22 protein-coding genes, 1 tRNA gene, 1 pseudogene and 1 riboswitch are annotated in these 20,022 nt (G+C 72.6%); of the genes and pseudogenes, 12 read left to right on the forward strand and 12 right to left on the reverse strand.

Going from position 1 to position 20,022, the window contains the following annotated elements; genetic code table 11:
- Nucleotides 1-198: pseudogene (locus D1825_RS07145) on the reverse strand (hypothetical protein); the annotation flags it as partial.
- Between the two features lie 67 nt (nucleotides 199-265).
- Here D1825_RS07145 and D1825_RS07150 point away from each other — a divergent pair.
- From D1825_RS07150 to D1825_RS07160, 3 genes are read left to right on the forward strand one after another with little or no spacing between them, the layout of a single operon-like run.
- Nucleotides 266-1,087, forward strand: coding sequence for a UbiA family prenyltransferase (locus tag D1825_RS07150; RefSeq protein WP_118766751.1), 822 nt, complete (start codon nucleotides 266-268; stop codon nucleotides 1,085-1,087).
- A 36-nt stretch (nucleotides 1,088-1,123) separates the two neighbouring features.
- The gene (locus D1825_RS07155; RefSeq protein ID WP_118766752.1) at nucleotides 1,124-1,624 is read left to right on the forward strand and encodes a DUF427 domain-containing protein; all 501 of its coding nucleotides are present in this window, start codon (nucleotides 1,124-1,126) and stop codon (nucleotides 1,622-1,624) included.
- A gap of 56 nt (nucleotides 1,625-1,680) precedes the next feature.
- Nucleotides 1,681-2,163: an NUDIX hydrolase gene (locus tag D1825_RS07160; RefSeq protein ID WP_118766753.1), complete on the forward strand. Its 483-nt coding sequence runs from the start codon at nucleotides 1,681-1,683 to the stop codon at nucleotides 2,161-2,163.
- Here the strand turns inward: D1825_RS07160 and D1825_RS07165 are convergent.
- The 4 genes from D1825_RS07165 to D1825_RS18200 form a co-directional block, all read right to left on the reverse strand.
- A complete protein-coding gene (locus D1825_RS07165; protein WP_118766754.1) occupies nucleotides 2,147-2,635 on the reverse strand; it encodes a beta-class carbonic anhydrase in 489 nt (162 codons plus the stop codon). The genes D1825_RS07160 and D1825_RS07165 overlap by 17 nt on opposite strands.
- A gap of 70 nt (nucleotides 2,636-2,705) precedes the next feature.
- On the reverse strand, nucleotides 2,706-3,449 hold the full coding sequence (locus D1825_RS07170) for a class F sortase (protein WP_118766755.1): 744 nt from the start codon (nucleotides 3,447-3,449) through the stop codon (nucleotides 2,706-2,708).
- The gene (locus D1825_RS07175) at nucleotides 3,449-4,240 is read right to left on the reverse strand and encodes a CHRD domain-containing protein (protein WP_118766756.1); all 792 of its coding nucleotides are present in this window, start codon (nucleotides 4,238-4,240) and stop codon (nucleotides 3,449-3,451) included. Before D1825_RS07175 ends, D1825_RS07170 begins: the two co-directional genes overlap by 1 nt.
- Nucleotides 4,241-4,383: 143 nt before the next feature.
- The gene (locus D1825_RS18200; protein WP_158580691.1) at nucleotides 4,384-5,190 is read right to left on the reverse strand and encodes a M15 family metallopeptidase; all 807 of its coding nucleotides are present in this window, start codon (nucleotides 5,188-5,190) and stop codon (nucleotides 4,384-4,386) included.
- A 52-nt stretch (nucleotides 5,191-5,242) separates the two neighbouring features.
- Here D1825_RS18200 and D1825_RS07190 point away from each other — a divergent pair, with 52 nt between their 5' ends.
- Nucleotides 5,243-5,626 carry a nuclear transport factor 2 family protein gene (locus tag D1825_RS07190; protein WP_118766759.1) on the forward strand — a complete coding sequence of 128 codons (384 nt, stop codon included), beginning with the start codon at nucleotides 5,243-5,245 and terminating at the stop codon, nucleotides 5,624-5,626.
- 31 nt (nucleotides 5,627-5,657) lie between these two features.
- Here D1825_RS07190 and D1825_RS07195 read toward each other — a convergent pair whose 3' ends face one another.
- Nucleotides 5,658-7,094, reverse strand: a complete 1,437-nt coding sequence (locus tag D1825_RS07195) for an MFS transporter (protein WP_118766760.1) — start codon at nucleotides 7,092-7,094, stop codon at nucleotides 5,658-5,660.
- 132 nt (nucleotides 7,095-7,226) lie between these two features.
- On the opposite strand from D1825_RS07195, the gene D1825_RS07200 reads away from it, so the two are divergent.
- The 4 genes from D1825_RS07200 to D1825_RS07215 all read left to right on the forward strand — a co-directional run bounded on the left by D1825_RS07200 (nucleotide 7,227) and on the right by D1825_RS07215 (nucleotide 10,597).
- Nucleotides 7,227-7,790: a TetR/AcrR family transcriptional regulator gene (locus D1825_RS07200; protein WP_158580692.1), complete on the forward strand. Its 564-nt coding sequence runs from the start codon at nucleotides 7,227-7,229 to the stop codon at nucleotides 7,788-7,790.
- Between the two features lie 75 nt (nucleotides 7,791-7,865).
- Complete coding sequence (locus tag D1825_RS18430; protein ID WP_199721532.1) at nucleotides 7,866-8,756, forward strand: SRPBCC family protein; 891 nt, start codon at nucleotides 7,866-7,868, stop codon at nucleotides 8,754-8,756.
- A 25-nt stretch (nucleotides 8,757-8,781) separates the two neighbouring features.
- Nucleotides 8,782-9,522: an alpha/beta hydrolase family protein gene (locus D1825_RS07210; protein WP_118766762.1), complete on the forward strand. Its 741-nt coding sequence runs from the start codon at nucleotides 8,782-8,784 to the stop codon at nucleotides 9,520-9,522.
- A 241-nt stretch (nucleotides 9,523-9,763) separates the two neighbouring features.
- Nucleotides 9,764-10,597, forward strand: a complete 834-nt coding sequence (locus D1825_RS07215; protein ID WP_233549689.1) for an HAD hydrolase family protein — start codon at nucleotides 9,764-9,766, stop codon at nucleotides 10,595-10,597.
- Here D1825_RS07215 and D1825_RS07220 read toward each other — a convergent pair.
- Entirely contained in the window at nucleotides 10,582-10,965 is a 384-nt protein-coding gene (locus tag D1825_RS07220) for an HNH endonuclease (protein ID WP_118766763.1), read from the reverse strand. The two genes, D1825_RS07215 and D1825_RS07220, sit on opposite strands and share 16 nt — an antisense overlap.
- A 129-nt stretch (nucleotides 10,966-11,094) precedes the next feature.
- Nucleotides 11,095-11,204, forward strand: a riboswitch (SAM riboswitch).
- A gap of 46 nt (nucleotides 11,205-11,250) precedes the next feature.
- On the opposite strand from D1825_RS07220, the gene D1825_RS07225 reads away from it, so the two are divergent.
- The 3 genes from D1825_RS07225 to D1825_RS07230 all read left to right on the forward strand — a co-directional run bounded on the left by D1825_RS07225 (nucleotide 11,251) and on the right by D1825_RS07230 (nucleotide 12,512).
- Nucleotides 11,251-11,688, forward strand: coding sequence for a hypothetical protein (locus D1825_RS07225; RefSeq protein WP_118766764.1), 438 nt, complete (start codon nucleotides 11,251-11,253; stop codon nucleotides 11,686-11,688).
- A gap of 62 nt (nucleotides 11,689-11,750) precedes the next feature.
- A complete protein-coding gene (locus D1825_RS18205; RefSeq protein ID WP_158580693.1) occupies nucleotides 11,751-11,915 on the forward strand; it encodes a hypothetical protein in 165 nt (54 codons plus the stop codon).
- Nucleotides 11,916-12,017: 102 nt separating this feature from the next.
- Complete coding sequence (locus tag D1825_RS07230; protein ID WP_118766765.1) at nucleotides 12,018-12,512, forward strand: CD225/dispanin family protein; 495 nt, start codon at nucleotides 12,018-12,020, stop codon at nucleotides 12,510-12,512.
- A 35-nt stretch (nucleotides 12,513-12,547) separates the two neighbouring features.
- Here the strand turns inward: D1825_RS07230 and D1825_RS07235 are convergent, their stop codons facing one another.
- From D1825_RS07235 to D1825_RS07250, 4 genes are all read right to left on the reverse strand, one after another.
- Entirely contained in the window at nucleotides 12,548-13,543 is a 996-nt protein-coding gene (locus tag D1825_RS07235; protein ID WP_118766766.1) for an LLM class flavin-dependent oxidoreductase, read from the reverse strand.
- A gap of 225 nt (nucleotides 13,544-13,768) precedes the next feature.
- Nucleotides 13,769-15,313 (reverse strand): hypothetical protein, encoded by a 1,545-nt coding sequence (locus tag D1825_RS07240; protein ID WP_118766767.1) that lies wholly within the window; start codon nucleotides 15,311-15,313, stop codon nucleotides 13,769-13,771.
- Between the two features lie 393 nt (nucleotides 15,314-15,706).
- Nucleotides 15,707-15,780 (reverse strand) — tRNA-Met (locus D1825_RS07245).
- 59 nt (nucleotides 15,781-15,839) lie between these two features.
- Nucleotides 15,840-18,833: a UPF0182 family membrane protein gene (locus tag D1825_RS07250; RefSeq protein WP_118766768.1), complete on the reverse strand. Its 2,994-nt coding sequence runs from the start codon at nucleotides 18,831-18,833 to the stop codon at nucleotides 15,840-15,842.
- A gap of 107 nt (nucleotides 18,834-18,940) precedes the next feature.
- Here D1825_RS07250 and D1825_RS07255 point away from each other — a divergent pair, with 107 nt between their 5' ends.
- Nucleotides 18,941-19,504 carry a PPA1309 family protein gene (locus D1825_RS07255; RefSeq protein WP_233549688.1) on the forward strand — a complete coding sequence of 188 codons (564 nt, stop codon included), beginning with the start codon at nucleotides 18,941-18,943 and terminating at the stop codon, nucleotides 19,502-19,504.
- Nucleotides 19,505-19,518: 14 nt separating this feature from the next.
- Here the strand turns inward: D1825_RS07255 and D1825_RS07260 are convergent.
- Nucleotides 19,519-20,022 (reverse strand): S16 family serine protease (locus D1825_RS07260; RefSeq protein WP_325051469.1); only part of this gene is annotated, 504 nt, incomplete at its 5' end.

Genomic DNA, 20,022 nt, shown 5'->3' on the forward strand with positions numbered 1-20,022 from the left:
GGCGGCCTCGAGCTGGTCGAGCGCCTCGCCGAGCTCGGCGTCCGCGCGGCCGACCAGCCGGTGGAACGCGTAGAGCATGCCGCGCGCGTGCTCGATCACCTCGAACGCCGCCGTGACACCGCCGACGGCCTCGACGACGTCGTCGGGGACGCCCTCCGGTGCGCGGTGCCGTTCGGCTGGTCCGTCCTGGGAGCTCATCGCCTCATCGTGACCCCGCACGGCCGCGCGCGCCCGCTCAGCCGTGTTCGGTGTGCGACCGTGTGCCATGCCTCGGACCCGCGCCCTCGTCCGGGCGCTCGTGCTCGCGAGCCACCCGGGACCGACCGCGGCCGTCAGCATGTTCGCGTTCGCCTATGCGCTCGGTGCGGGCGCGGGCGTCCCGCTCGCGGCACTGGTCCTCGTCGCGGTGATGGCCGGGCAGCTCTCGGTCGGGTGGTCGAACGACTGGATCGACGCCGGCCGCGACCTCGCCGTGGGGCGCGCGGACAAGCCCGTCGTCACCGGCGCGGTCTCCCCGCCCGCGCTGCGGGCCGCTGCACTTCTGGCCGCGGGCGCCTGCATCGCCCTCTCGCTCGCTCTCGGGCCGGCCGCCGCGGTGGTGCACCTGGTCGCGGTCGCTTCCGCGTGGGCCTACAACGCACGGCTCAAGTCGACCGTCTGGTCCTGGGCTCCCTATGCGCTCTCGTTCGGGCTGCTGCCCTCGGTCGCGACGCTCGCCCTGCCGGACCCCGTGCCCGCGCCCGCGTGGACGACGGCGGCCGCGGCGCTGCTCGGCGTCGGCGCGCACCTCGCGAACGTGCTGCCGGACCTGGCCGACGACGCCGCCACGGGCGTGGTCGGGCTCCCGCACCGGCTCGGGCGGCGGGCGACGTCGCTGCTGTCGGTCGCGCTGCTGCTGGTGGCGACGACGATCGTCGCCGTCGCGTCGTCGGTGCCCGTCGTGCTCGCCGTCGTGGCGGTGCTCGCGGCCGTCGTGCTCGCCCTCAGCGGGGCCTTGGCCGCGCTGACCCGGCCCGCGAGCCGGTGGCCGTTCCTGGCCGCGATCCTGGTCGCGGCGCTCACCGTGGTGCTGCTGGTCGTCGGCTGACCGGCGGCGGCGAAGGCCGCGACGTACCGTCGAGGCGTGACTCGACCCCGCCCCGTCCCTCCCGCTCCGGGCCAGGAGTCCGTGTGGGACTACCCCCGCCCGCCGCGGGTCGAGCAGTCTGCGGCGTCGATCACCGTCGAGCTCGGCGGCGTCGTCGTCGCGCGGACCACCACGTCGTGGCGCGTGCTCGAGACGAGCCACCCGCCGACGTACTACCTGCCACGCTCCGCGTTCGCGCCCGGCGCGCTGCGTGAGGCCGACGGCGCGTCCTGGTGCGAGTGGAAGGGCCAGGCGGCCTACCTCGACGTCGTCGGCGGGGAGGGCGTCGTTGCTCCCGGTGCGGCGTGGACCTACCCGGCACCGAGCCGCGGCTACGACGTCCTCGCCGGCGCGATCGCCGTGATGCCTGCCGCGATGGACCGGTGCACGGTCGACGGCGAGGTCGTCGTACCGCAGGCCGGCGGGTTCTACGGCGGCTGGATCACCTCACGAGTCGTCGGCCCGTTCAAGGGCGAGCGAGGCACCCACGGCTGGTGACCCTGCCCGGACGAACTGCCCGTCCGCGGCAGCGGATTGATCGGTAGCGTTCGCGCATGATCGCGCTGCCCGTCGTCGACGCCCGCGGCCAGTCGCTCGTCGCGCTCACGCACGAACCCGAGTCGAGCACCGACCTGCACGCGGCCCCGTGCCCGCTGGCGCTCGTCGTCGTGGTGCGTGACGACGGGGCGGTGCTCTGGGGCTGCAACGCGTGGCGCGGCGAGTGGGAGCTGCCCGGCGGGATGCGTGAGCCCGGGGAGTCACCGCGCGACGCCGCCCGACGCGAGCTGGGCGAGGAGACCGGGCTCGTCGCGGACGACCTGGACTGGCGCGGCCTCGCCCGGTTCGACCTGCGCGACCCCGTCCGCGCCGAGCTGGCCGCCGTCTACGTGGCGCGCGCGTCGGCCGGCGCCGAGGTGGCACCGGCCGACGGGGAGCTGCTCGAGCTGCGCTGGGTGCCGGACGGCGATGCACCGCCCGTCCCTGCGTCAGCGCTCGATGCCGCGATCGCTGCGTGGGCGGTCAGACGACCTCGGTGAGCAGCCCGGTCGCGACGTCGAACACGAAGCCGCGGACCGAGTCCGTGTGCGGGATGAACGGGCTGGCCTTGATGCGGGCGATCGACTGGCGGACGTCGACGTCGAGGTCGTCGAACGCCTCGGCGGCCCACTCGGGCTTGATCCCCGTCTCGTCCTGGATCGACCTCTTGAAGTCGTCGTCCGTGAACGTGAGCATCCCGCAGTCCGTGTGGTGGATGAGGATGATCTCGGTGGTGCCGAGCAGCCGCTGGCTGATGGCGAGCGACCGGATCTCGTCGTCGGTCACCACGCCGCCGGCGTTGCGGATGACGTGCGACTCCCCCGCGCCGAGGCCGAGGATCGCGTAGACGTCGAGCCGCGCGTCCATGCAGGCGACGACCGCGACGTGCTGGGACGGCGGCAGCGGGAGGGGGCCGGAGAAGCTCTCGGCGTAGGCGCGGTTGTTGCTCAGGTACTCGTCGGTGACCGTCATCGGTTCCTCCTGGTGGTGATTCCCCCGCGGAGGTCGACGCTAGTCAATATCCGACGGGATCGCTCGGCTTTCACGCCTGGTGCGCGAAGACCACGGTGTTGTCGACGTAGTGGCCCGTCGTGCGGTCGAACTCGCCGCCGCACGTGATGAGCCGCAGCTGCGGGTCCTTGGTGTTGGCGTAGACCTTCGTCACCGGGAAGTCGTCCTTGGGGTAGGACGCGACGCCGTCGACGACGAAGTGCACCTTCGACCCGTCCTCGCGCGTGACCGTGATCTTCGCGCCCTTGGTGATCTTGCCGAGGTCGTGGAACACCGACGGCCCGTTGTCGCCGTCGACGTGCCCCTCGATCACGGCGGGACCGTTCGCGCCAGGGCGCGGCGAGCCGTCGAACCAGGCCGCCCGGTCGTAGTCCTTGCCCTTGGCCGGGACGGCGATCGTGCCGTCGTCGGCCAGCCCGAGGGTGAGCAGCTTCGAGGTCACGTCGAGCGACGGGATGCTGATCGTCGTCGGCAGCGGGACCTTCTTCGCCACTTCGGTGGCCGTCTCCGTCGGCGCCGGCACGGGGGCGCTGGTGGCCGTGCTCGTCGAGGTCGCAGTGGGCGTGTCGACGGGATCGGCTGGGGCCTCCGCCGCCGGCGGTACCGGCGGGGCCGGCTGCTGGTCGTTGATGCCGATCACCACGGCCGTCGCACCGCCGAGCAGCAGGGCGACCCCGGCCACCGTGGCGACGGCGCGACGGCGCCCGGGCCGGGGTGCGGGGGCCGAACCGTGCCGGCCGCCCTTCTCCCGGGCCCGGGCGTCGTCGGTGGCCATCAGTCGTTGACGGTCACGTCGGCCGTGCGGCGACGACGGGCGACCAGCAGGCCACCCGCGACGAACGCGGCGCTGCCGGCTGCGAGCAGACCGACGTCCTGGACACCGGCGGTCGAGCCGCTGCCGGTCTGGGCGCCACCGGACGGCGTGGCAGACATCTGCGAGACCTCGAGGACGCCGCACAGCGCGGGGTCGGTGGCCTCGGTGGGCAGCGACGGGTCGAGGTCCGACTTGGTGTCGCCGTCGTACTTGCCGTCGTGGTTGTGGTCGACGCCGTGGATCACGACGGCCGACTGGCCCGCGACGATCGCCTTGGCGACGTCGTCCGAGATCTTGATCGAGCCGCGCTGGTAGTTGATCTTGCCGCCCTTGGCGGTGTCGAACCGGTCGACGGCCAGGCCCGACTTCGGCGAGGTGTCACCCGTCTTGGTCAGCGACACGACGATGTCGCCGTACGCCGGTCCACCCTCGGTGGTGTTGAGGGTTCCATCGCCGCTCTTGTCGTCGGCGGCGGCCGGGCACTCGTGACGCGCCTCGGCACCGAAGTGGATGTGCGCGGCGTGCGGGTTGTCGGCGAGCAGGCCGTCGGCGGTGAACGTCACCGTCAGGACGTCGTCCTTGATCGTCGTCATCGCCATGCCCGAGCCGTCGACGCCGTTGAGCGCGACCGGCTTGAGCGTGGCCTCGTTCGATCCGTCGCTCGACGCGGCGGATGCCGGCATCGCCATGGCGAGCAGGGCCGCCAGGGACAGCGCGGGGGCAGCGAGTGCGATGCGCTTCGTGGTCTTCATGGGTAGATCCCCTCGGTTCGTCCTGGCGGGGGGCCACCAGGAGTCATGCCGAACGCCGCAGGTCTGCGGCCTTGTGAGGGGAGTTCGGTGCCGAGCGGCGTCCGGATGGGTGCGATCCGGACGAATCGCCGGGTGAGGTTCGCTCAGCGGTAGTCGGGCCCGCCGTCCACGTCGAAGACCTCCTCCAGCGTGGACACCCCCAGCTCGGCCATCTGCGCGGTGAGCGAACGCCCGACCCAGCGCAGGTGCCACGCCTCGGGCGAGTACCCGGTGACGTCCTCGTTGGCCTTCATGTACCGGACCAGGAACCCGTACTCCCCCACGTGCTTGGCGATCCAGCGACCCTCGGGGGTCGTCGCGAAGCACGGGTCGAAGTCGCACGCCGGCTTGCTCGCGCCGCCCAGGTCGACCGCGAGCCCGGTCTGGTGCTCGCTGTAGCCCGGGCGCGCGGAGAGGCGTTCGGCGTACTCGCGGCCGTAGACGCCGAGCATGTTGCCGAAGATCTGCTGCTGGTACGCGTACGACCGGTAGCCGCTCTGCATCGTGAGCGTCACGCCGTCGTCGGCCGCGGCGTCGATCATGTCGCGCAGGTCGTCGGCGACCTCGGACCGGACCTGCTCGCCCGTTGCGACCGTCACGAGGTCGTCGGGCAAGTAGTCCACGGGGTCGAGCGGGTGGTGCTTGTTGACGACGACCCACGGGCTCGCGGGGTTCGTCGTCGAGTGCGCGGCCAGGTCGAACGTGGGCGTGGGGGTCGGCGTCGGCGTGGGGGTCGGCGTCGGCGTGCGCGTCGGGGGTGGCGTGAACGACGGCGCCGCGGCGGCGGGCACGTCGTGCGCGGGCGCGGGGGCCGACGACGGGCGGGCCACGGCCCAGGCCACGGCGCCGCCGACGAGGAGCGCGAGGACCACGGTCGCGGCGCCCACGGCGCGTGACGGTCCTCGATGCACGCCGTCACGGTATCCCGACGTGCTCACGCGGGCCGCGTGCCAGACTCGCGCGATGAGCACTCCCGACCCCACCGCCTTCGCCGCCGCCTGGGTGGACGCGTGGAACGCGCACGACGTCGAGGCGGTCCTCGCCCACTTCGCCGACGACGTCGTGTTCACCTCCCCCGTCGCGGCCCGCGTGCTGCCCGAGACCGGCGGCGTTCTGCGCGGCAAGGACGCCCTGCGCACGTACTGGACGCTGGGGCTGACGCTGATCCCCGACCTGCGGTTCTCGGTCGAGCGGGTCTTCGTGGGGATCGACGTGCTGGTCATCGCCTACCGCAACCAGCGGGGCAACGCGGTCGACGAGGTGCTGCGGTTCGCGGGCGGCCTCGTCGTCGAGGGCCACGGGACCTACCTGCAGGACGACGAGAACCCCGCCGGGACCGTCGGCTGACGATCCCGGCGAGGTCCTTGTGAGGCCCGGGTCAGACCCGCTCGGCCCGGTCGCCGCGGCGCAGCACGAGCGCGACACCGGCCGCGAGCAGCGCAGCCAGGGCGCACATCGCGAACAGCTCGCGGTACGCGCCGAGCGACGGCAACGTGAACGCCCCGAGGGCCACGGTGCTCGACGCGAGGACGGCGCCGCCGAGCGCGCTGGCGAGCGAGCTGCCCACCGAGCGGATCAGGGTGTTGAGGCCGTTGGCCGCGGCGATCTCGTCGGCCGGGGTGTTCGCGTTGACGAGCGACGGCATGGCCGCGTACCCGATGGCGGTGCCCACGCCGACGACGGTCGCGCCGACCACGACCTCGACGAGCGAGCCGGTCAGCACGATGCGCATCGCCCAGCCGATCGCGACGACCGAGGCGCCCAGGGCGAGCGTGAACGGCGCGCCCTTGCGGACGATGAGCCGGGCCGAGACGGGCGCGAACGCGAGCATCGCGAGGCCGCTCGGGAGCATGACCAGGCCCGAGACCATCATCGAGCTGCCGAACCCGTAGCCGCTGGACTCCGGCGCCTGCACGTACGCGGCGGTGCCGATGAGCGAGGCGAACAGCGCGAAGCCGAACAGCAGCGACGCGACGTTGGTCAGCACGATCGGCCGACGACGCAGCGCGGTGAGGTCGATCAGCGGGTGCGACGTGCGGTGCTGCCACCAGCCGAGGACCGCGAAGAAGACCGCCGAGAGCACGAGCAGGCCGACGACCTTCGCCGAGCCCCAGCCCCAGTCGGACGACTCGGCGAGCGGGAGGAGCAGCGAGACCAGCGCGCCCGCGAGGAGCACGGCACCGAGGACATCGACCCGGCCACCGCTGCGGCCGGCCCGCTCGGGCACGACGAGCGCCACACCGGCGAAGGCGATCAGCGCCCCGACGGCCGTGACCCAGAACAGCACGTGGAAGTCGGCGTGCTCGGCCACGAACCCGGCCAGCGGCAGGCCGAGCGCACCGCCCACGCCGAGCATCGCGCTCACCGCGGCGATCGCGGCACCGGACCGGGCGCGCGGCAGGATGCCCGCGAGCAGGCTGATGCCGAGCGGGATCGCGCCCGCGGCGACGCCCTGGATCGAGCGGCCGACGATGAGCACGACGAGGTCGTCGGACAGCGCGCACACGAGCGAGCCGAGCAGCATCGCCCCGAGCGCGACGAGCAGCATGCGGCGCGTGCCGAACATGTCGCCGAGGCGGCCGAGCAGCGGGATCGAGATGGCCGAGACCAGCAGCGTGGCGGTCAGCAGCCACTGGACCTGGTCGGACGAGGAGTCGAGCAGGCCGGGCAGCGCGGGCAGCACGGGGATGAGCAGCGACTGGGCGAGCGACACCACGAGGGCGCCGAAGCCGACGAACACGATCCACAGGCCGGGGCGCTGCTTCGTGGCAGCGGAGTCGGTGGTGGTGCCGGACGAGGCGGCATCGACAGACATGGGGTTCCCTCCGAGGGGCGGGGCGGACAGGCGACCCGACAGCACCGGCGGGACGAGCGACGACAGTCAACACCGTTGACTCAGGAGTGTCAACACTGTTGACACCCGGAGGTGATGGGCGATGATCGTCGGGTGGAGACCACCGAGACGGCCCCGCCCACCGGCCGCGAGGCCGTCGAGCGCGCGGCGCTGGGGATGTTCGAGGAGCAGGGCTACGCCGGCACGTCGGTCCGCGCGATCGCGGGCGCGGCGGGAGTCGACCCCGCTCTCGTCATCCGCTGGTTCGGCTCCAAGGAGGACCTGTTCCTCCGGGTCCTGAGCCTCACCGAGAAGCCGGTCCCCGACCTGACCGGCCCGCTCGACACCCTGGGCGAGCGCCTGGTCGCCTTCGCCCTGGCGCCCGGCCAGCGCGACGTGCGGCGCGACCTGACCGCGCTCGTGCGCGCATCCGACTCGAGCAGCGTGCGCTCCCGCCTGCGCCAGATCACGCGGACGCTGTTCGTCGAGCGGCTCGTCGAGCGGCTCGACGGACCCAACGCCGAGCTGCGGTCACACCTGATCGCCTCGCAGCTGGGCGGGCTGCTGCAGTCGTGGGACGTCGCCGAGGACCAGAACGTCGCGGCGGCCTCGCGGGACCGGATCATCACCCTCTACGGCGCGGCGCTGCAGGCGCTGATCGACCCGCCCGTCGAATAGCAACCAAAAGGTTGCGCTTTGTCGTCACTCATGCAACCTTTGAGTTGCACAGATCGGCGACGAACGGAGCGACCCATGAGCGACGACCGCATCGAGCGCGACATCGTGATCGACGCCTCCCCCGAGCACGTCTGGTCCCTGGTGACCCAGCCGGGCTTCTGGGTCGCGGAGGAGGAGAGCCTGCCGGGCACGGTGGCCCGGGAGGGCGAGACCACGCTCGCCCGCAACGCCTCCTACGGCGACTACCCGGTCCGCGTCGAGCGGCTCGCGCCTCCGTCGGGCGTCGCCTACCGCTGGGCACCGGCGTTCCCCGGAGCGGACCTCACGGACGGCAACAGCACCCTCGTCGAGGTCACGCTCACCCGCGAGGGGGACAAGACCCGCGTGACCGTCGTCGAGAGCGGTTTCACCGCGCTGCCCGACGACGTCCGGGCGCGTACCCGGGAGGCGAACACCGAGGGGTGGCCGCAGGTCCTGCAGGGCCTGGGCGAGCGCGCGGAGCGCCCCCCTGAGGAAGACTTCAGCACGGCCTTCGTCGTGGAGGAGGGCCCCGACGCGGCGTTCGCCGCGGTGCTCGACGTGCGCGGCTGGTGGACCGACGACATCGAGGGAGCGACCGAGCAGGTCGGCGACGTGTTCGTGTTCCGGCACACCGACGTCCACTACTCGAAGATCCTCGTCACCGAGGTCGTCCCCGAGCGGCGCGTCACGTGGCTGGTGCTCGACACCGAGCTCTCGTTCGTCGAGGACACGACCGAGTGGATCGGCACGTCGATCAGGTTCGAGGTCACGCCCACCGCGGCGGGGACCGAGGTGCGGTTCACCCACCACGGCCTCGTGCCGGCGTACGAGTGCTACGACGCGTGCTCGAACGCGTGGGGCTTCTACCTGACGTACAGCATGCGGTCGCTCATCGTCACGGGGGCCGGGATGCCCGCGCTCAAGGCGCTGCCTCGTCCCTTCTGAGGGCGACCGGACTACGGTCGGGCGGGTGCCGACCCTCCGCTACGGCGACCTGCCCGACCAGGTCCTCGACCTGACGCTCCCCGACGCCGGGCCGGCGACCCTCGTCTGCCTCGTCCACGGCGGGTTCTGGCGGTCCGCGTACGACCGCACGCACCTGCGGCCGATGGCGGCGGCGCTGACGGCGCACGGGTACGCCGTGGCGAACGTCGAGTACCGCAGGGTGGGCGCGGGCGGCGGGTGGCCGACGACGTTCGACGACGTGGCCGCGGCGCTCGACGCGATCGGGCCCGCGCTCGCGACCGAGCACCCCGGTCGGGTCGACCCGAGCGCGACCGTCTACGTGGGCCACTCCGCGGGCGGCCACCTGGCGCTGTGGGCCGCGCACCGCTCCCCAACCCCGCGCGGCGTCGTCGCGCTGGCACCGGTCGCCGACCTGGTCGAGGCCTCGCGCCTCAACCTGAGCCGCGGCGCCGTCCGGGAGCTGCTCGGCGGCTGGCCCGACGAGGTGCCGGAGCGCTACGCCGCCGCGGACCCGATGACGCTGGGCCCGACGACGGCGCGCACGGTGCTCGTGCACGGCGACCTCGACGACCTCGTCCCGCCGGACTTCTCGCGCCGGTATGCCGAGCGGTCCGGCGCTCGGCTCGTCGCGCTCGCCGGGGTCGAGCACTTCGCCGTCATCGAGCCGGGATCCGCCGCCTGGCCGGCCGTGCTCGCGGCGATCGGCGAGGCAGCGTCGACACCGGACGGAGAACGTCCGGAATAGGTCCGACGGTCGCGCCATGACGACGATCGCACCCTGGGAACCACCGCTCGCGGGCGACGAGGTCGAGCACCTCGTCGCGTCGCTCGGCCTCGTGTGCACGACGTTCCGGTGGAAGGAGCCGCGCCCGGCACCCCCGCCGTCGGCGCAACGACCTCGTCGACCCCGGGCCGTCGTCACGGCCAACCACCTCGACCGCAGTTCCTCGTGGTCGATCGTTTGCGACCATGGCCCCGTGCCAGCCATGAGTCCCGCCCGCAGCAAGCTCGTCTTCCTCGACATCGACGGCACCTACGCGGAGCACGGCGTGGTGCCGCCGGCGCACGAGGCCGCCGTGCGCCGGGTTCGCGCCGCGGGCCACCGGGTCTTCCTGTGCACGGGTCGCTCCAAGGCACTGCTGCCGCCGGGGATCCTCGACGTCGGCTTCGACGGGCTGGTCGCGTCGGCCGGGTGCTGGGTCGAGGTGGACGGCACCCTGCTCGCCGATACCCGCTTCCCGCCTGACCTCGCTCAGGAGGTGGTCGCGGTCCTGCTCGGGCACGACGCCGCGTTCGTCCTCGAGGCGCCCGACGGGCTGTACGGGCCGCTCGGCGTCGACGACCGGCTGCGGGCGCTGCTCGGCACGGACGCTGACGACGAGCGGCACGGTTCCGACGACTTCCTGCGAGCGCTGCAGATGCTCGACGACCTGTCGGGCACCTCGTTCGCCAAGGTCACCTACCTCGCGGCGACGGCACCGTGGACCGAGCTGCTGCGCCTGCTCGGGCCGCGCGTGGGGTTCGTGCCCAGCTCGATCGTCGAGGCGCACGACTTCGCGGGTGAGCTGTACCTGGTCGACGTGCACAAGGCGCGCGGCATCGAGGCGGTCCAGCGCCACCTCGCGGCCGAGCGTGAGGACGTCATCGCCATCGGGGACGGCATCAACGACCTCGAGATGCTCGAGTACGCGGGGGTCGGCGTGGCTATCGAGGGCTCGGACGACCGCGTGCTCGCGGCAGCGGACACGGTGGCACGCGGGCCGCACGTCGACGGGCTCGTCGCGGCATTCGAGGAGCTGGGCCTCTACCGCACGGCCTGAGGCTCGGCCGGCGTCTCCACCGGGAACTGCGCCGCGAGCGCGGCCTGGATCACGACGTGCCGCTCGAGGAACGCGCGCTCGTCGAGCTTCTTGCGCCGCAGCCAGCCGGTGACCTCGTCGTTGCACTTGCTCGCGTTGCACGAGCGGCACGCGGGCGCGATGTTCGCGAGCGTGTACCGCCCGCCGCGGGAGATCGGCAGCACGCAGTCGCGCTGCATCGGCACGCCGGTCGCTCCGCAGTACGCACAGCCGCCCCACGCGGCGGTCAGCGCGGCCCACTGCTCGGGGAGCAGGTCGTGCTCGACCGCGTCCATCCGCCGCTTGCGTCGTCGGGCGTACCGCGCCTGACGCGTGCGAGGGGGTGCCATGGGGCCGAGGGTAGCCATGCGACCTGGCCGGCGACGGGCGGCGCGCGCGGTCCGTCGCCCCGGGTCGTTCGAGGGCGCCGGACTCGTGGTCGGGTACCGGTGTCAGAGCGGTCTGCTAGAACTTCAGGTGGTCACGAGGACCAGCGCCAAGCCCTCCGGCTCGCTGGCCGGCAACCGCGTCACACACGGTGCCCCCGGAGGAAGACCCGCTCGCGCCGCCGGCGCGAGAAGCGTGCATCGACGCTGGACCGTGTCTCGGCGCGGTCCGGGCGAAGGAGTTCCACCATGCCTGAGTTCCCCCTGCCCGCCTCCGGCGGCATCCCCGCCGGCGCCTCGTGCACCCGGATGCTGACGTTCCCCTCCGGCTCGCTGACCTGCGCAGACCACGGCTCGTCGGCTCCGTGGCACATCCCGCCCGGGTGCTCCCTGCGGGCCGCGACCTTGTGCCAGGTCTGCCTGCGCGCGGTCGTCCCGGTGCGCGGCCGGTTCAGCTGGACGTTCCTGTGCGAGACGTGCACGCGGATCGAGGCCGTGCTCGCCGAACCCTTTGCCGCCGTCGCGCTGACGCCGCACGTGGGGCAGTCCGGCGCGCAGCGCTCGACGCTGTTCGGGCGCCTGCACCAGGACGACGTCTACCAGCTCGAGGTCCGGCAGGTCGCGGTCGAGGGCAGGGGTCCGGGCTCTCGGACCAGCGACGTGCTGCGGGTCCCGACCCGCTGCTGAGGCTCTTCGCGCACGCGACCTCCGAGCTCGAGCGCCTGGGCGCAGGTGAACCGTTCGAGGACATGCCCGCCGAGACGTTCCTCGGGCGCTTCCCCACATCACCGCGGGCCAGTGCTGCGGCCTACCTGCGGTACGCGGAGGGGCAGCACCCGTGGCTCCTCGTGCTCATCCCTGACCTCGGGGACCTCGAGCGGCTGACCGCGGTGGCCGACGGCACCGCCGAGTGACAAGATCGGGCCGGGGCTCGCACCCCCGGCCCGATTCACAGCGTCGTCCCAGTTCAGCGGCATAGCGTCGCTCGTGGCAGCCCCACGACCCCGGGAGAGACCATGGACGCCGCGACGACCACCGCCACCGCCGAGCCGGTCGGCGGCCCGCCCCCGGTCGGGCCGACGCCGATCGTCGCGCCCGGGCCAGCTCGCCCCGCGGCCGACCCCGTGCCGCTCGGCTGGGTCATCGCCGCCATGATCCTGTTCTGGCCGACCGCGATCCCGGCGCTGCTCTCGTCGCACCGCGCGGCTCGTGCGGCCGGCAGCGGAGATGTGACGACGGCCGCCCGCGAGGGTGGGAACGCGAAGCGGTGGAGCGTGATCAGCGTGTGCGTCGGCGCTGCCCTCGCCGTGCTGTCCGTCCTGGTGTCCGTCGTGTGGGTCGCCGTCGCCGCGGTCGCGTGGCACCACGACGGCGGACCGTTCACGCTCGAGGGCGGCCGCACGCACGAGCAGCCGTTCGACCACCGGGGCGGGGACGGCCAGACCCTCCCGGGCGACCCCGGCCCGCGCGACGGCACCGACCCCCGCGGCAATCAGGGCTCGGACGACTAGCCTCCCGACCGCCGAGGGCTGGCGTGGGGCGGCGGTCAGACGCCCACGGGGACCGTCGGGCGGAGCGCCGCGGGAGCCGGGAGGCCCAGGTTGTCGCGCAGCGTCGTGCCCGCGTAGTTGCCCGCGCCGCCGGTCGCCTTGGCCGTCGCGGTCCACAGCGCGGTGTCGAACTTCTCGCCCTGCGCCGCGATCTCGAGCAGCCGCTGCGAGCCCGCGTTCTGCGGTGCGCCCATCGTCCACCGCGCCAGCGCCGGGCCGGCCGCGGCCTTGCGCGCCTCGATGCGGTCGAGGATGCGGTGCGCCTTCTCCCAGGCGAGCTCCTCGGTCGGCGCGATGATGGGCCGGAACGCGGCGTGGATCCGCGGCGGCGTGGTGCGACCGGCCGCGGCGGCCTCGGCGTGGATGCGGGCGATCTGCTCGGCGGTGCTGGCCAGGGGCTCGCCCCAGACCGCGAAGATGTCGGCCCCGGCCGCACCGACCTTGTACGCGGCCTCGGACGAGCCGCCGAACGAGATCGTCGGGCTGCGTCCCTCGTAGGCCTTCGCGTCGAGGACGAAGTCGTCGAAGTCGTAGAACTCACCGTGGTGGTCGAACGGCTCCGCGGAGGTCCAGGCCTGCTTGACGATCTGGATGTACTCGCGGGTCCGCGCGTACCGCTGGTCCTTGGTCAACCGGTCGCCCTCGCGCGCCTGCTCGTGGTCGCTGCCGCCAGTGATGAAGTGCACCGAGAGCCGGCCCTGCGAGACCTGGTCGAGCGTCGCGAACGTCTTCGCGGCAAAGGTCGGGTAGGAGACGTTCGGCCGGTGCGCGAGCAACAGCTCGACCGAGTCGAGGCGCCCCGCGATGTACCCCGCGAGCGCCGACGGCTCCAGGCCGCTCGAGCCGTACGCGAACAGCACCCGGGTCCAGCCGTTGTCCTCGTGGGCGCGCACGATGCGCTCGAGGTAACCGAGGTCGACGGGCTTCGTCGTGGGGGCGGTGGTCTCGGACGCGTCGCTCGTGGTGGCGATGCCGAGGAACTCGACGGGCATGGTGCGGGCCTTCCGGTCGGTGGTCAGCCGCCGTACAGGCACGCGCACGGTGGCGAGCGGAACGTAGGAACCTGCCGGGCGCCGGTCAATGGCTCGCGGGGAGTGCTCACGATGCGGACTTCCACGGCAACGCCCGCCTCGCGCAGCGCCGCCCGTGGCCGGACCGTGCCGACGTCGCGCTGCTCGACGCCTTCGCCGATCGACGCGGCCGCCGCCGTGCCGGCATCACCGCGCCGCGACAGCGACCTTCCTCGACGCCGCTGAGGCCTTGCTGTCCGAGCGCACGTAGACGCGGAGAACCTGGCGGTGCGCCGTGCGTTGCACGTCGAAGTGGGTCGTCCCGGCGGCTGACGACCCCGCGGCCCTCGGCGACGCCGTGCGGATCGTGTGCCACGCACCGTTGCGCTGGACCTGCAGGTAGACGCGGTCGGTCGGCGTGACGCGGACGGAGATCCTCGTCACGCCGTGCTGGCGCGCGCTGGTGGAGGTGGAGAGCGCGCGCGTGACGTGGACCGCCTTCGGCGCACTCGCGGCGACGGCCTGCAGTGATGCCGTCCCGCTGGAGACGACCCGGAAGCGCGCGCTCCTGGGGACCGCGAGCTGCACGGCGGCCAGGCCCGAGGAGTCCGAGGTCGCGTGGGCGACGGTCGTCCACCGGGTCGACCCCGGGAGCTGACGCTGGAACGCGACCGGTACCCCCTGCACGGGGATCGGGGCCAGCGACATGAGCCTCGCGGCCACGACCACTCGCCCACCGGCGTGGACGGTCGAGCGGGAGACACTCACCGACTGCCACATCAGCGACGCCCGCGGCACGACGACGACCGTGCTCGTCGTCGACGGCTTCGCCGACGCGCTGCCCGAGAACGCCACCGTCAGCGTGTGCCGGCCCCCGCTCAGGCCGGGCAGCGTCACGGTCGTCGGCTCACCCGGCGTGATGGTGGCGTCCCGCACGGCGTGCGCGCTCGCGGTGAACCCCAGCCGGAAGGAGAAGTCTGCGGCGTCGGGATACGCGGTGGGATCGATCGGCAGGTGCGCGGCGAGTCGGCCGTCGACGCTGACGTCGAGCCTCCCACCCTCGAGGATCCGGGCACCGCCCGACGTCCAGCCCTCGTCCGTGATGGTGGTCGCGACCCAGGCGAAGAGCTGCGACGCGTCGCCGTCGACTTCGCCGATCGCGCTGCCAGCCGCCCCGCGCGGGTCCACGACCGGGACCGTGACGGCAGACGGGGCGAAGTTCTCGTCGCCCGAGTAGCTGAACGTCATCGGCGTCGAACCCGCACCCGGGACGGTGCCGCGGGCCGGCTCGAGCTCACCCGGAACCACGAGCGGCTGCACGCGGGTCGGGTTCGTCTCGAGCGCGTACCCGCCGACGTCGAAGGTCGACAGCACGACACCGTTCTGCGTAACCGTCACCGTTCCGTGCGCGAGCGGGATGTTCCACAGGCCCGCGGTGGGCTGGCCCGACGCCATGTCCGGGAACGTCAGCCGCGCGCCGTAGCCGGTGTCGGCGGCCAGCCCCGTCAGCGCGGTCCCCCGCCAGTCGAGGAACGCGTTCGCCTGCACCGTGGGCTCGGGACGAGCGGCGCTCGTCAGCTGCGTCGACCACTCGACCTCGGCGCCACCGTCGACCGGTGCGAAGCGCAGGACCGCAGGAACCGTGGTGTCGAACTCCGCCAGCTCGGACCACACGCCTCCGAGCCCGTCGATCGTGACGGCGTTCACGTCGTCCGCGATGTCTGCCGACGCCGTCGCGGGTACCAGGGACACCCGCGCCTCGGGAATGGTGCCCCCGGCTTCGTCACAGCGAGAGAAAGTCACGTCGTGCAGGAGCCACCGGCCGTACGTCCGAAGCGGGGTGAGCATCGCGTCGTACCCGCCGACGCAACCCAGATCCGTGGTCGCCGCAGTGGCAGGTATGGCGGTCTCCGCGGTTGCGGGACCTGCCAGGGCGACGACAAGGGCGAGCGCCCCGACGATGGACGAGACCCGCATCACACGCACTCCTTGGTTGCCGCCAGCACATGTGTGCCGCGCGTGATCCTAGGGCCCCGGACTGGGCGTGATCGAGCGCCGGACCGGTGATGCGGCGCGCCCGCTTGCACCCGGGCAAAGCGAAAGGCCCCCGATCCACGTTTCCGCAGATCAGGGGCCCTTCTTTTGTAGCGGGGGCAGGATTTGAACCTGCGACCTCTGGGTTATGAGCCCAGCGAGCTACCGAGCTGCTCCACCCCGCGTCGGCTCCGTAACCATACGTCAGTCACGGAGCGAGGCCAAATCGGCCGCCCTGCGAGGGCTACTGACCCAGCTGACCCTCCGCGTCCAGCGCCGCCTGGATGGCTGCATCCAGGCGGTCCTGAGCCTCGCCGTAGGCGGCGAAGTCGCCGTCGGCCAGGGCCTTCTGCCCGTCGAGCACGGCCTGGTTGGCGGCCGTGAGGGCCTTCTCCAGGTCGGCGCGCGCGGTCTGCGGCGTCGTGGTCGACGTCGGGTTCGGCGTCGGGGACGTCGTCGCGCCCGGGGTCGGGGTGGGCGACGGCGTGGCGCCGGGGTCCGGCGTCGGCACCGGGGTGCCGGGCGACGTGCCCTTGTCCCCCGCGTCCGCGCCCGAGTCGCCGCCGAACACGTCGTCGAGGGCCTCGTCGAGCGTGGCCGCGAAGCCGACCTTCTCGCCGAAGCCGACGATCACGCGCTGCAGCAGCGGGTAGGACGTGCCCGCACCCGCGGCCTGGACGTAGACGGGCTGCACGTAGAGCAGACCGCCACCGACCGGGAGCGTGAGCAGGTTGCCCTTGACCACGCTCGAGCCGCCGCGCGCCAGGATGTTGAGCTCGTTGGCGACGTCCGGGTTGGTGCTGAAGATGTTGCTCATCTGGCCCGGGCCGGGGATGGTCGTCTCGCTCGGCAGCTCGAGCAGCCGGAGCTTGCCGTAGTCCGCGGACGGCTTGCCCGCCTCGTCACCCGCCTCGGCGTCGACCGCCAGGTAGCCCGTGAGCACGTTGCGCGCGCCCTCACCGGCCGGGATGAACGTGGACATGAGCGAGAACTTCGCCGCGTCCTGGTCGGGCATCTTCATCGTCAGGTAGTAGGGCGGCTGCGGGATGTTCGCGTGGTTCGGGTCGTCCGGGGTGGCCCAGAAGTCCGTGCCGGAGAAGAACTGCGCCGGGTTGGTCACGTGGTAGCGACCGAGCAGCGTGCGCTGCACCTTGAACAGGTCCTCGGGGTAGCGGATGTGGCTCATCAGGTCGCCGTCGATCTTCGAGACGGGCTCGAGCGACGTCGGGAAGACCTTCGACCAGGCCTTGAGCACCGGGTCCTGCGCGTCCCACGCGTACAGCGTGACCTTGCCCGAGTACGCGTCGACCGTGGCCTTGACCGAGTTGCGGATGTAGTTGACGGTCTTGGGCTGCAGCGCCTGGATCGTGTTCGTCGTCTCCGTCAGGGAGTCGACCGTGGCGTTCTCGAGCGAGCGCGACGCCGCGTACGGGTACTGGTCGCTCGTCGTGTAGCCGTCGATGATCCAGACGACCTTGCCGTTGACGACCGCCGGGTAGGTCCGGCCGTCCAGGGTCAGGTACGGCGCGACCTTCTGGACGCGCTCGCGCGGGTCACGGTCGTAGAGCACCTGCGAGTCCGCGGTGACGCGGTCGGAGAACAGGATCTGCTCGGAGCCGAACTTGATCGCGTAGAGCAGCTTGTTGATCGGGTTGCCGATGCTCGGGCCGGCCGAGACGGTCTGGGTCGGGAACGTGGTGTTCACCGAGCCGGTCGTGCCCGACGACGGGTAGTCGAGCTCCCAGGGCTCGCGCCCCTCGGGCGCCCCGACGATCGAGTACGTGGGCGAGGTGGGGCCGAAGTAGATGCGCGGCTCGTAGTCGCCCATGTCGCCGTTGGACGGGATGCCGCCCTCCCAGAACTTGGGCGCCCCGCCCGTGGCCGTCGTGTTGCCGTAGGCGGCAACGACGCCGAAGCCGTGGGTGTAGACCGTCGTGTCGTTGGTCCAGTTGCGCTGCTGCGCGCCCAGGCCCGCGAGGTTGAGGTCACGCACGGCGATGACCGTGTCGCGGTTCTCGCCGTCGATCGTGTAGCGGTCCACCGAGAGCGAGTCGGGGAACTGGTAGAAGTTGCGCACCGCCTGCAGCTGCTTGAACGACGGGCTGACGATCTGCGGGTCGAGCAGGCGGATCGACGCCGTGGTGTCGGCGTCCTCGCGCAGCGCGCCCGCCTCCGCCGTGACCTTGGCGTCGTACGGGCTGACCTCGACGTCGTTGAGGTCGTACGCGTCCTTCGTCGCCTCGATGTTGCGCTCGATGTACTCCGCCTCGGCGTCCTGCTGGTTCGGCTGCACCTGGAAGCGCTGCACGACGGCCGGGTAGATGCCGCCGACCGCGATCGCCGCGACGACCATGAGGCCCACGCCGATCAGCGGCAGGCGCCAGTTCCCGCGGATCGCGGTCACGATGAACATCACCGCGACGAAGATCGCGATGCCCGCGAGGATCGCCTTGGACGGGATGACGGCGTGCACGTCGGTGTAGGCCGCGCCCTCGAACTTCTCGCGCGTCTTGGTCAGGATCGAGTAGCGGTCCAGCCAGTAGTTCGCGGCGATGAGCAGCATCAGCACGGCGCCGACGATCGACAGGTGCACCCGCGCGGCCCTCGTCGTGCGCGGCGTGTCCGTGCGGGGACCGCCGATGCGCAGGCCGCCGTACAGGTACTGCGTGGCCAGGCCGGCGATGCCGGCGAGCACGGTGACCGCGAGCAGGAACGAGACGATGAACCGCAGGCCGGGCAGCGTGAAGAGGTAGAAACCCAGGTCGATGCCGTACTGCGGGTCGGCCGTGCCGACCTTGCCGCCGTGCATCCAGAGCTGGATCGTCGCCCACTGCTGCGACGCGGCCCCGCCGGCGAAGAGCCCGACGACGACCGGAGCGACGATCAGGACCAGGCGACGCAGGGGCTCGACGGCCTCGCGGTACTGGTCGAGGTTCGCCTGCTCCTGCGTGCTCGGCGCGTACACCGGCCGCGAGCGGTAGCCGTAGGACAGGCTCCACCACACGGCGCCGCCCATCACCAGGAAGCCCGCGAGGAACAGCAGCGCGCGCGTGCCCCACTCGGTCCGGATGACCTCGACGAAGCCGAGCTGCTGGTACCAGAGCACCTCCGTCCACACCTGGGCGAGGATCAGCACGATCACGACGATCGCGCCGAGGACGATCAGGGTCGGGATCAGTGGCCCTCGGCGCCTGCGAGGGCCGGCGGGGCGAGGACGGGACGAGCTGGCGAAGGTCACGGAACTCCCAACGGGTCGGTCTGAGCACAGGTTCCCACAAGGTTGAGGTGGAGGCGCCCCTGGTCCCCACGATGACCAGCGCACGGACCAGGTGCGACCATGTGCGGGTGACCGACGCCGTGCCCACGAAGCCCCTGCACCCCGCCACCACCGACCTCGCCGCCGCCGTGCGCGAGGTCGAGCACCACGTCGCCGCCGCCGGCTGGGACGCCCCGGTCCGCGTGTTCGCGCTCGTCCGGACCCAGGCGGCGCTCGCCACGGAGCCCGGCCTGGCCGACCAGCTGGCCGACGAGGTCCTCGCCGCCGCCCAGGCCGCGCCGTGGCACCTGACCTCGATCGAGCAGGAGGGCCTGCCGTCGGCGCCCGACCTCGAGTCGCTGCTCGCCGAGCTGTCCTGGCCCGACGCGGTCGACGGCGTGGCCGTCACGGTCGAGCGCGTGGTCCTGCCACCCGAGGCCGAGGCCCAGATGCCGCAGGGCAAGGCTGCGGCGCTGGCCTACCTGCTCGCGCACCCGGAGCGCCAGGACGTGCGGCTCGCCGTCGGGGTGCTGCGCGACGGTCCCTCGTGGTGTGCCGTGCGGACGCGCGCGAACGACGCCGACGACCAGGTCGGCCAGGGGCCGGACCTCGTGCCAGGGCTCGTCGCCGCGCTGCGGTCGACGCTGCACTGATCCCGACCGGCGGGTCAGCCCGCCGAGCAGGTCGCCAGCGTCGAGCCCTTGCCCGCGCCGATCGCCGTCATCGCCTCGCGCGCCTCGTGCAGCGTCGCGATGCTCGCGACGTGCAGCCCGTCGGGGATGTGCCCGACGACCTCGTCGCAGTTGCTCTCCGGCGCGAGGAACCAGGTCGCGCCGTCTCGTCGGGCGCCCTCCAGCTTCTGCCGGATCCCGCCGATCGCGCCGACGTCGCCGCTGACGTCCATCGTCCCGGTGCCCGCGATGACGACGCCGTTGGCCTCGTCATCCTTCGTCATCTTGTCGATGATCCCGAGCGCGAACATCGTGCCGGCACTCGGTCCGCCGATGCCGTCGATGCTGATGGTGATGTCGACCGGCATGTCGAACGTCGGGTCGATGTAGACGCCGATCATCGCGCTGCCGTCGTCCTTGGTGCCCGTGACGATCGTCAGGTCCTTCTCGGCGTTGTTGCGGCGGACGGTCAGCGTGATCGTGTCCCCCGCCTTGATCTC

Origin of the sequence: Cellulomonas rhizosphaerae (assembly GCF_003470205.1) — a bacterium.
Taxonomy (GTDB): Bacteria; Actinomycetota; Actinomycetes; order Actinomycetales; family Cellulomonadaceae; genus Cellulomonas; species Cellulomonas rhizosphaerae.

Bases quoted from the DNA above. Each gene is read 5' to 3' on its own strand.
- D1825_RS07235 (WP_118766766.1), bottom strand. From the start codon at position 13,543: ATGCCCGTCGAGTTCCTCGGCATCGCCACCACGAGCGACGCGTCCGAG.
- D1825_RS07160 (WP_118766753.1), top strand. From the start codon at position 1,681: ATGATCGCGCTGCCCGTCGTCGACGCCCGCGGCCAGTCGCTCGTCGCG.
- D1825_RS18430 (WP_199721532.1), top strand. From the start codon at position 7,866: ATGAGCGACGACCGCATCGAGCGCGACATCGTGATCGACGCCTCCCCC.
- D1825_RS07170 (WP_118766755.1), bottom strand. From the start codon at position 3,449: ATGGCCACCGACGACGCCCGGGCCCGGGAGAAGGGCGGCCGGCACGGT.
- D1825_RS07230 (WP_118766765.1), top strand. From the start codon at position 12,018: ATGGACGCCGCGACGACCACCGCCACCGCCGAGCCGGTCGGCGGCCCG.
- D1825_RS07165 (WP_118766754.1), bottom strand. From the start codon at position 2,635: ATGACGGTCACCGACGAGTACCTGAGCAACAACCGCGCCTACGCCGAG.
- D1825_RS07195 (WP_118766760.1), bottom strand. From the start codon at position 7,094: ATGTCTGTCGATGCCGCCTCGTCCGGCACCACCACCGACTCCGCTGCC.
- D1825_RS07150 (WP_118766751.1), top strand. From the start codon at position 266: ATGCCTCGGACCCGCGCCCTCGTCCGGGCGCTCGTGCTCGCGAGCCAC.
- D1825_RS07215 (WP_233549689.1), top strand. From the start codon at position 9,764: ATGAGTCCCGCCCGCAGCAAGCTCGTCTTCCTCGACATCGACGGCACC.
- D1825_RS07220 (WP_118766763.1), bottom strand. From the start codon at position 10,965: ATGGCACCCCCTCGCACGCGTCAGGCGCGGTACGCCCGACGACGCAAG.
- D1825_RS07190 (WP_118766759.1), top strand. From the start codon at position 5,243: ATGAGCACTCCCGACCCCACCGCCTTCGCCGCCGCCTGGGTGGACGCG.
- D1825_RS07175 (WP_118766756.1), bottom strand. From the start codon at position 4,240: ATGAAGACCACGAAGCGCATCGCACTCGCTGCCCCCGCGCTGTCCCTG.
- D1825_RS07225 (WP_118766764.1), top strand. From the start codon at position 11,251: ATGCCTGAGTTCCCCCTGCCCGCCTCCGGCGGCATCCCCGCCGGCGCC.
- D1825_RS18205 (WP_158580693.1), top strand. From the start codon at position 11,751: ATGCCCGCCGAGACGTTCCTCGGGCGCTTCCCCACATCACCGCGGGCC.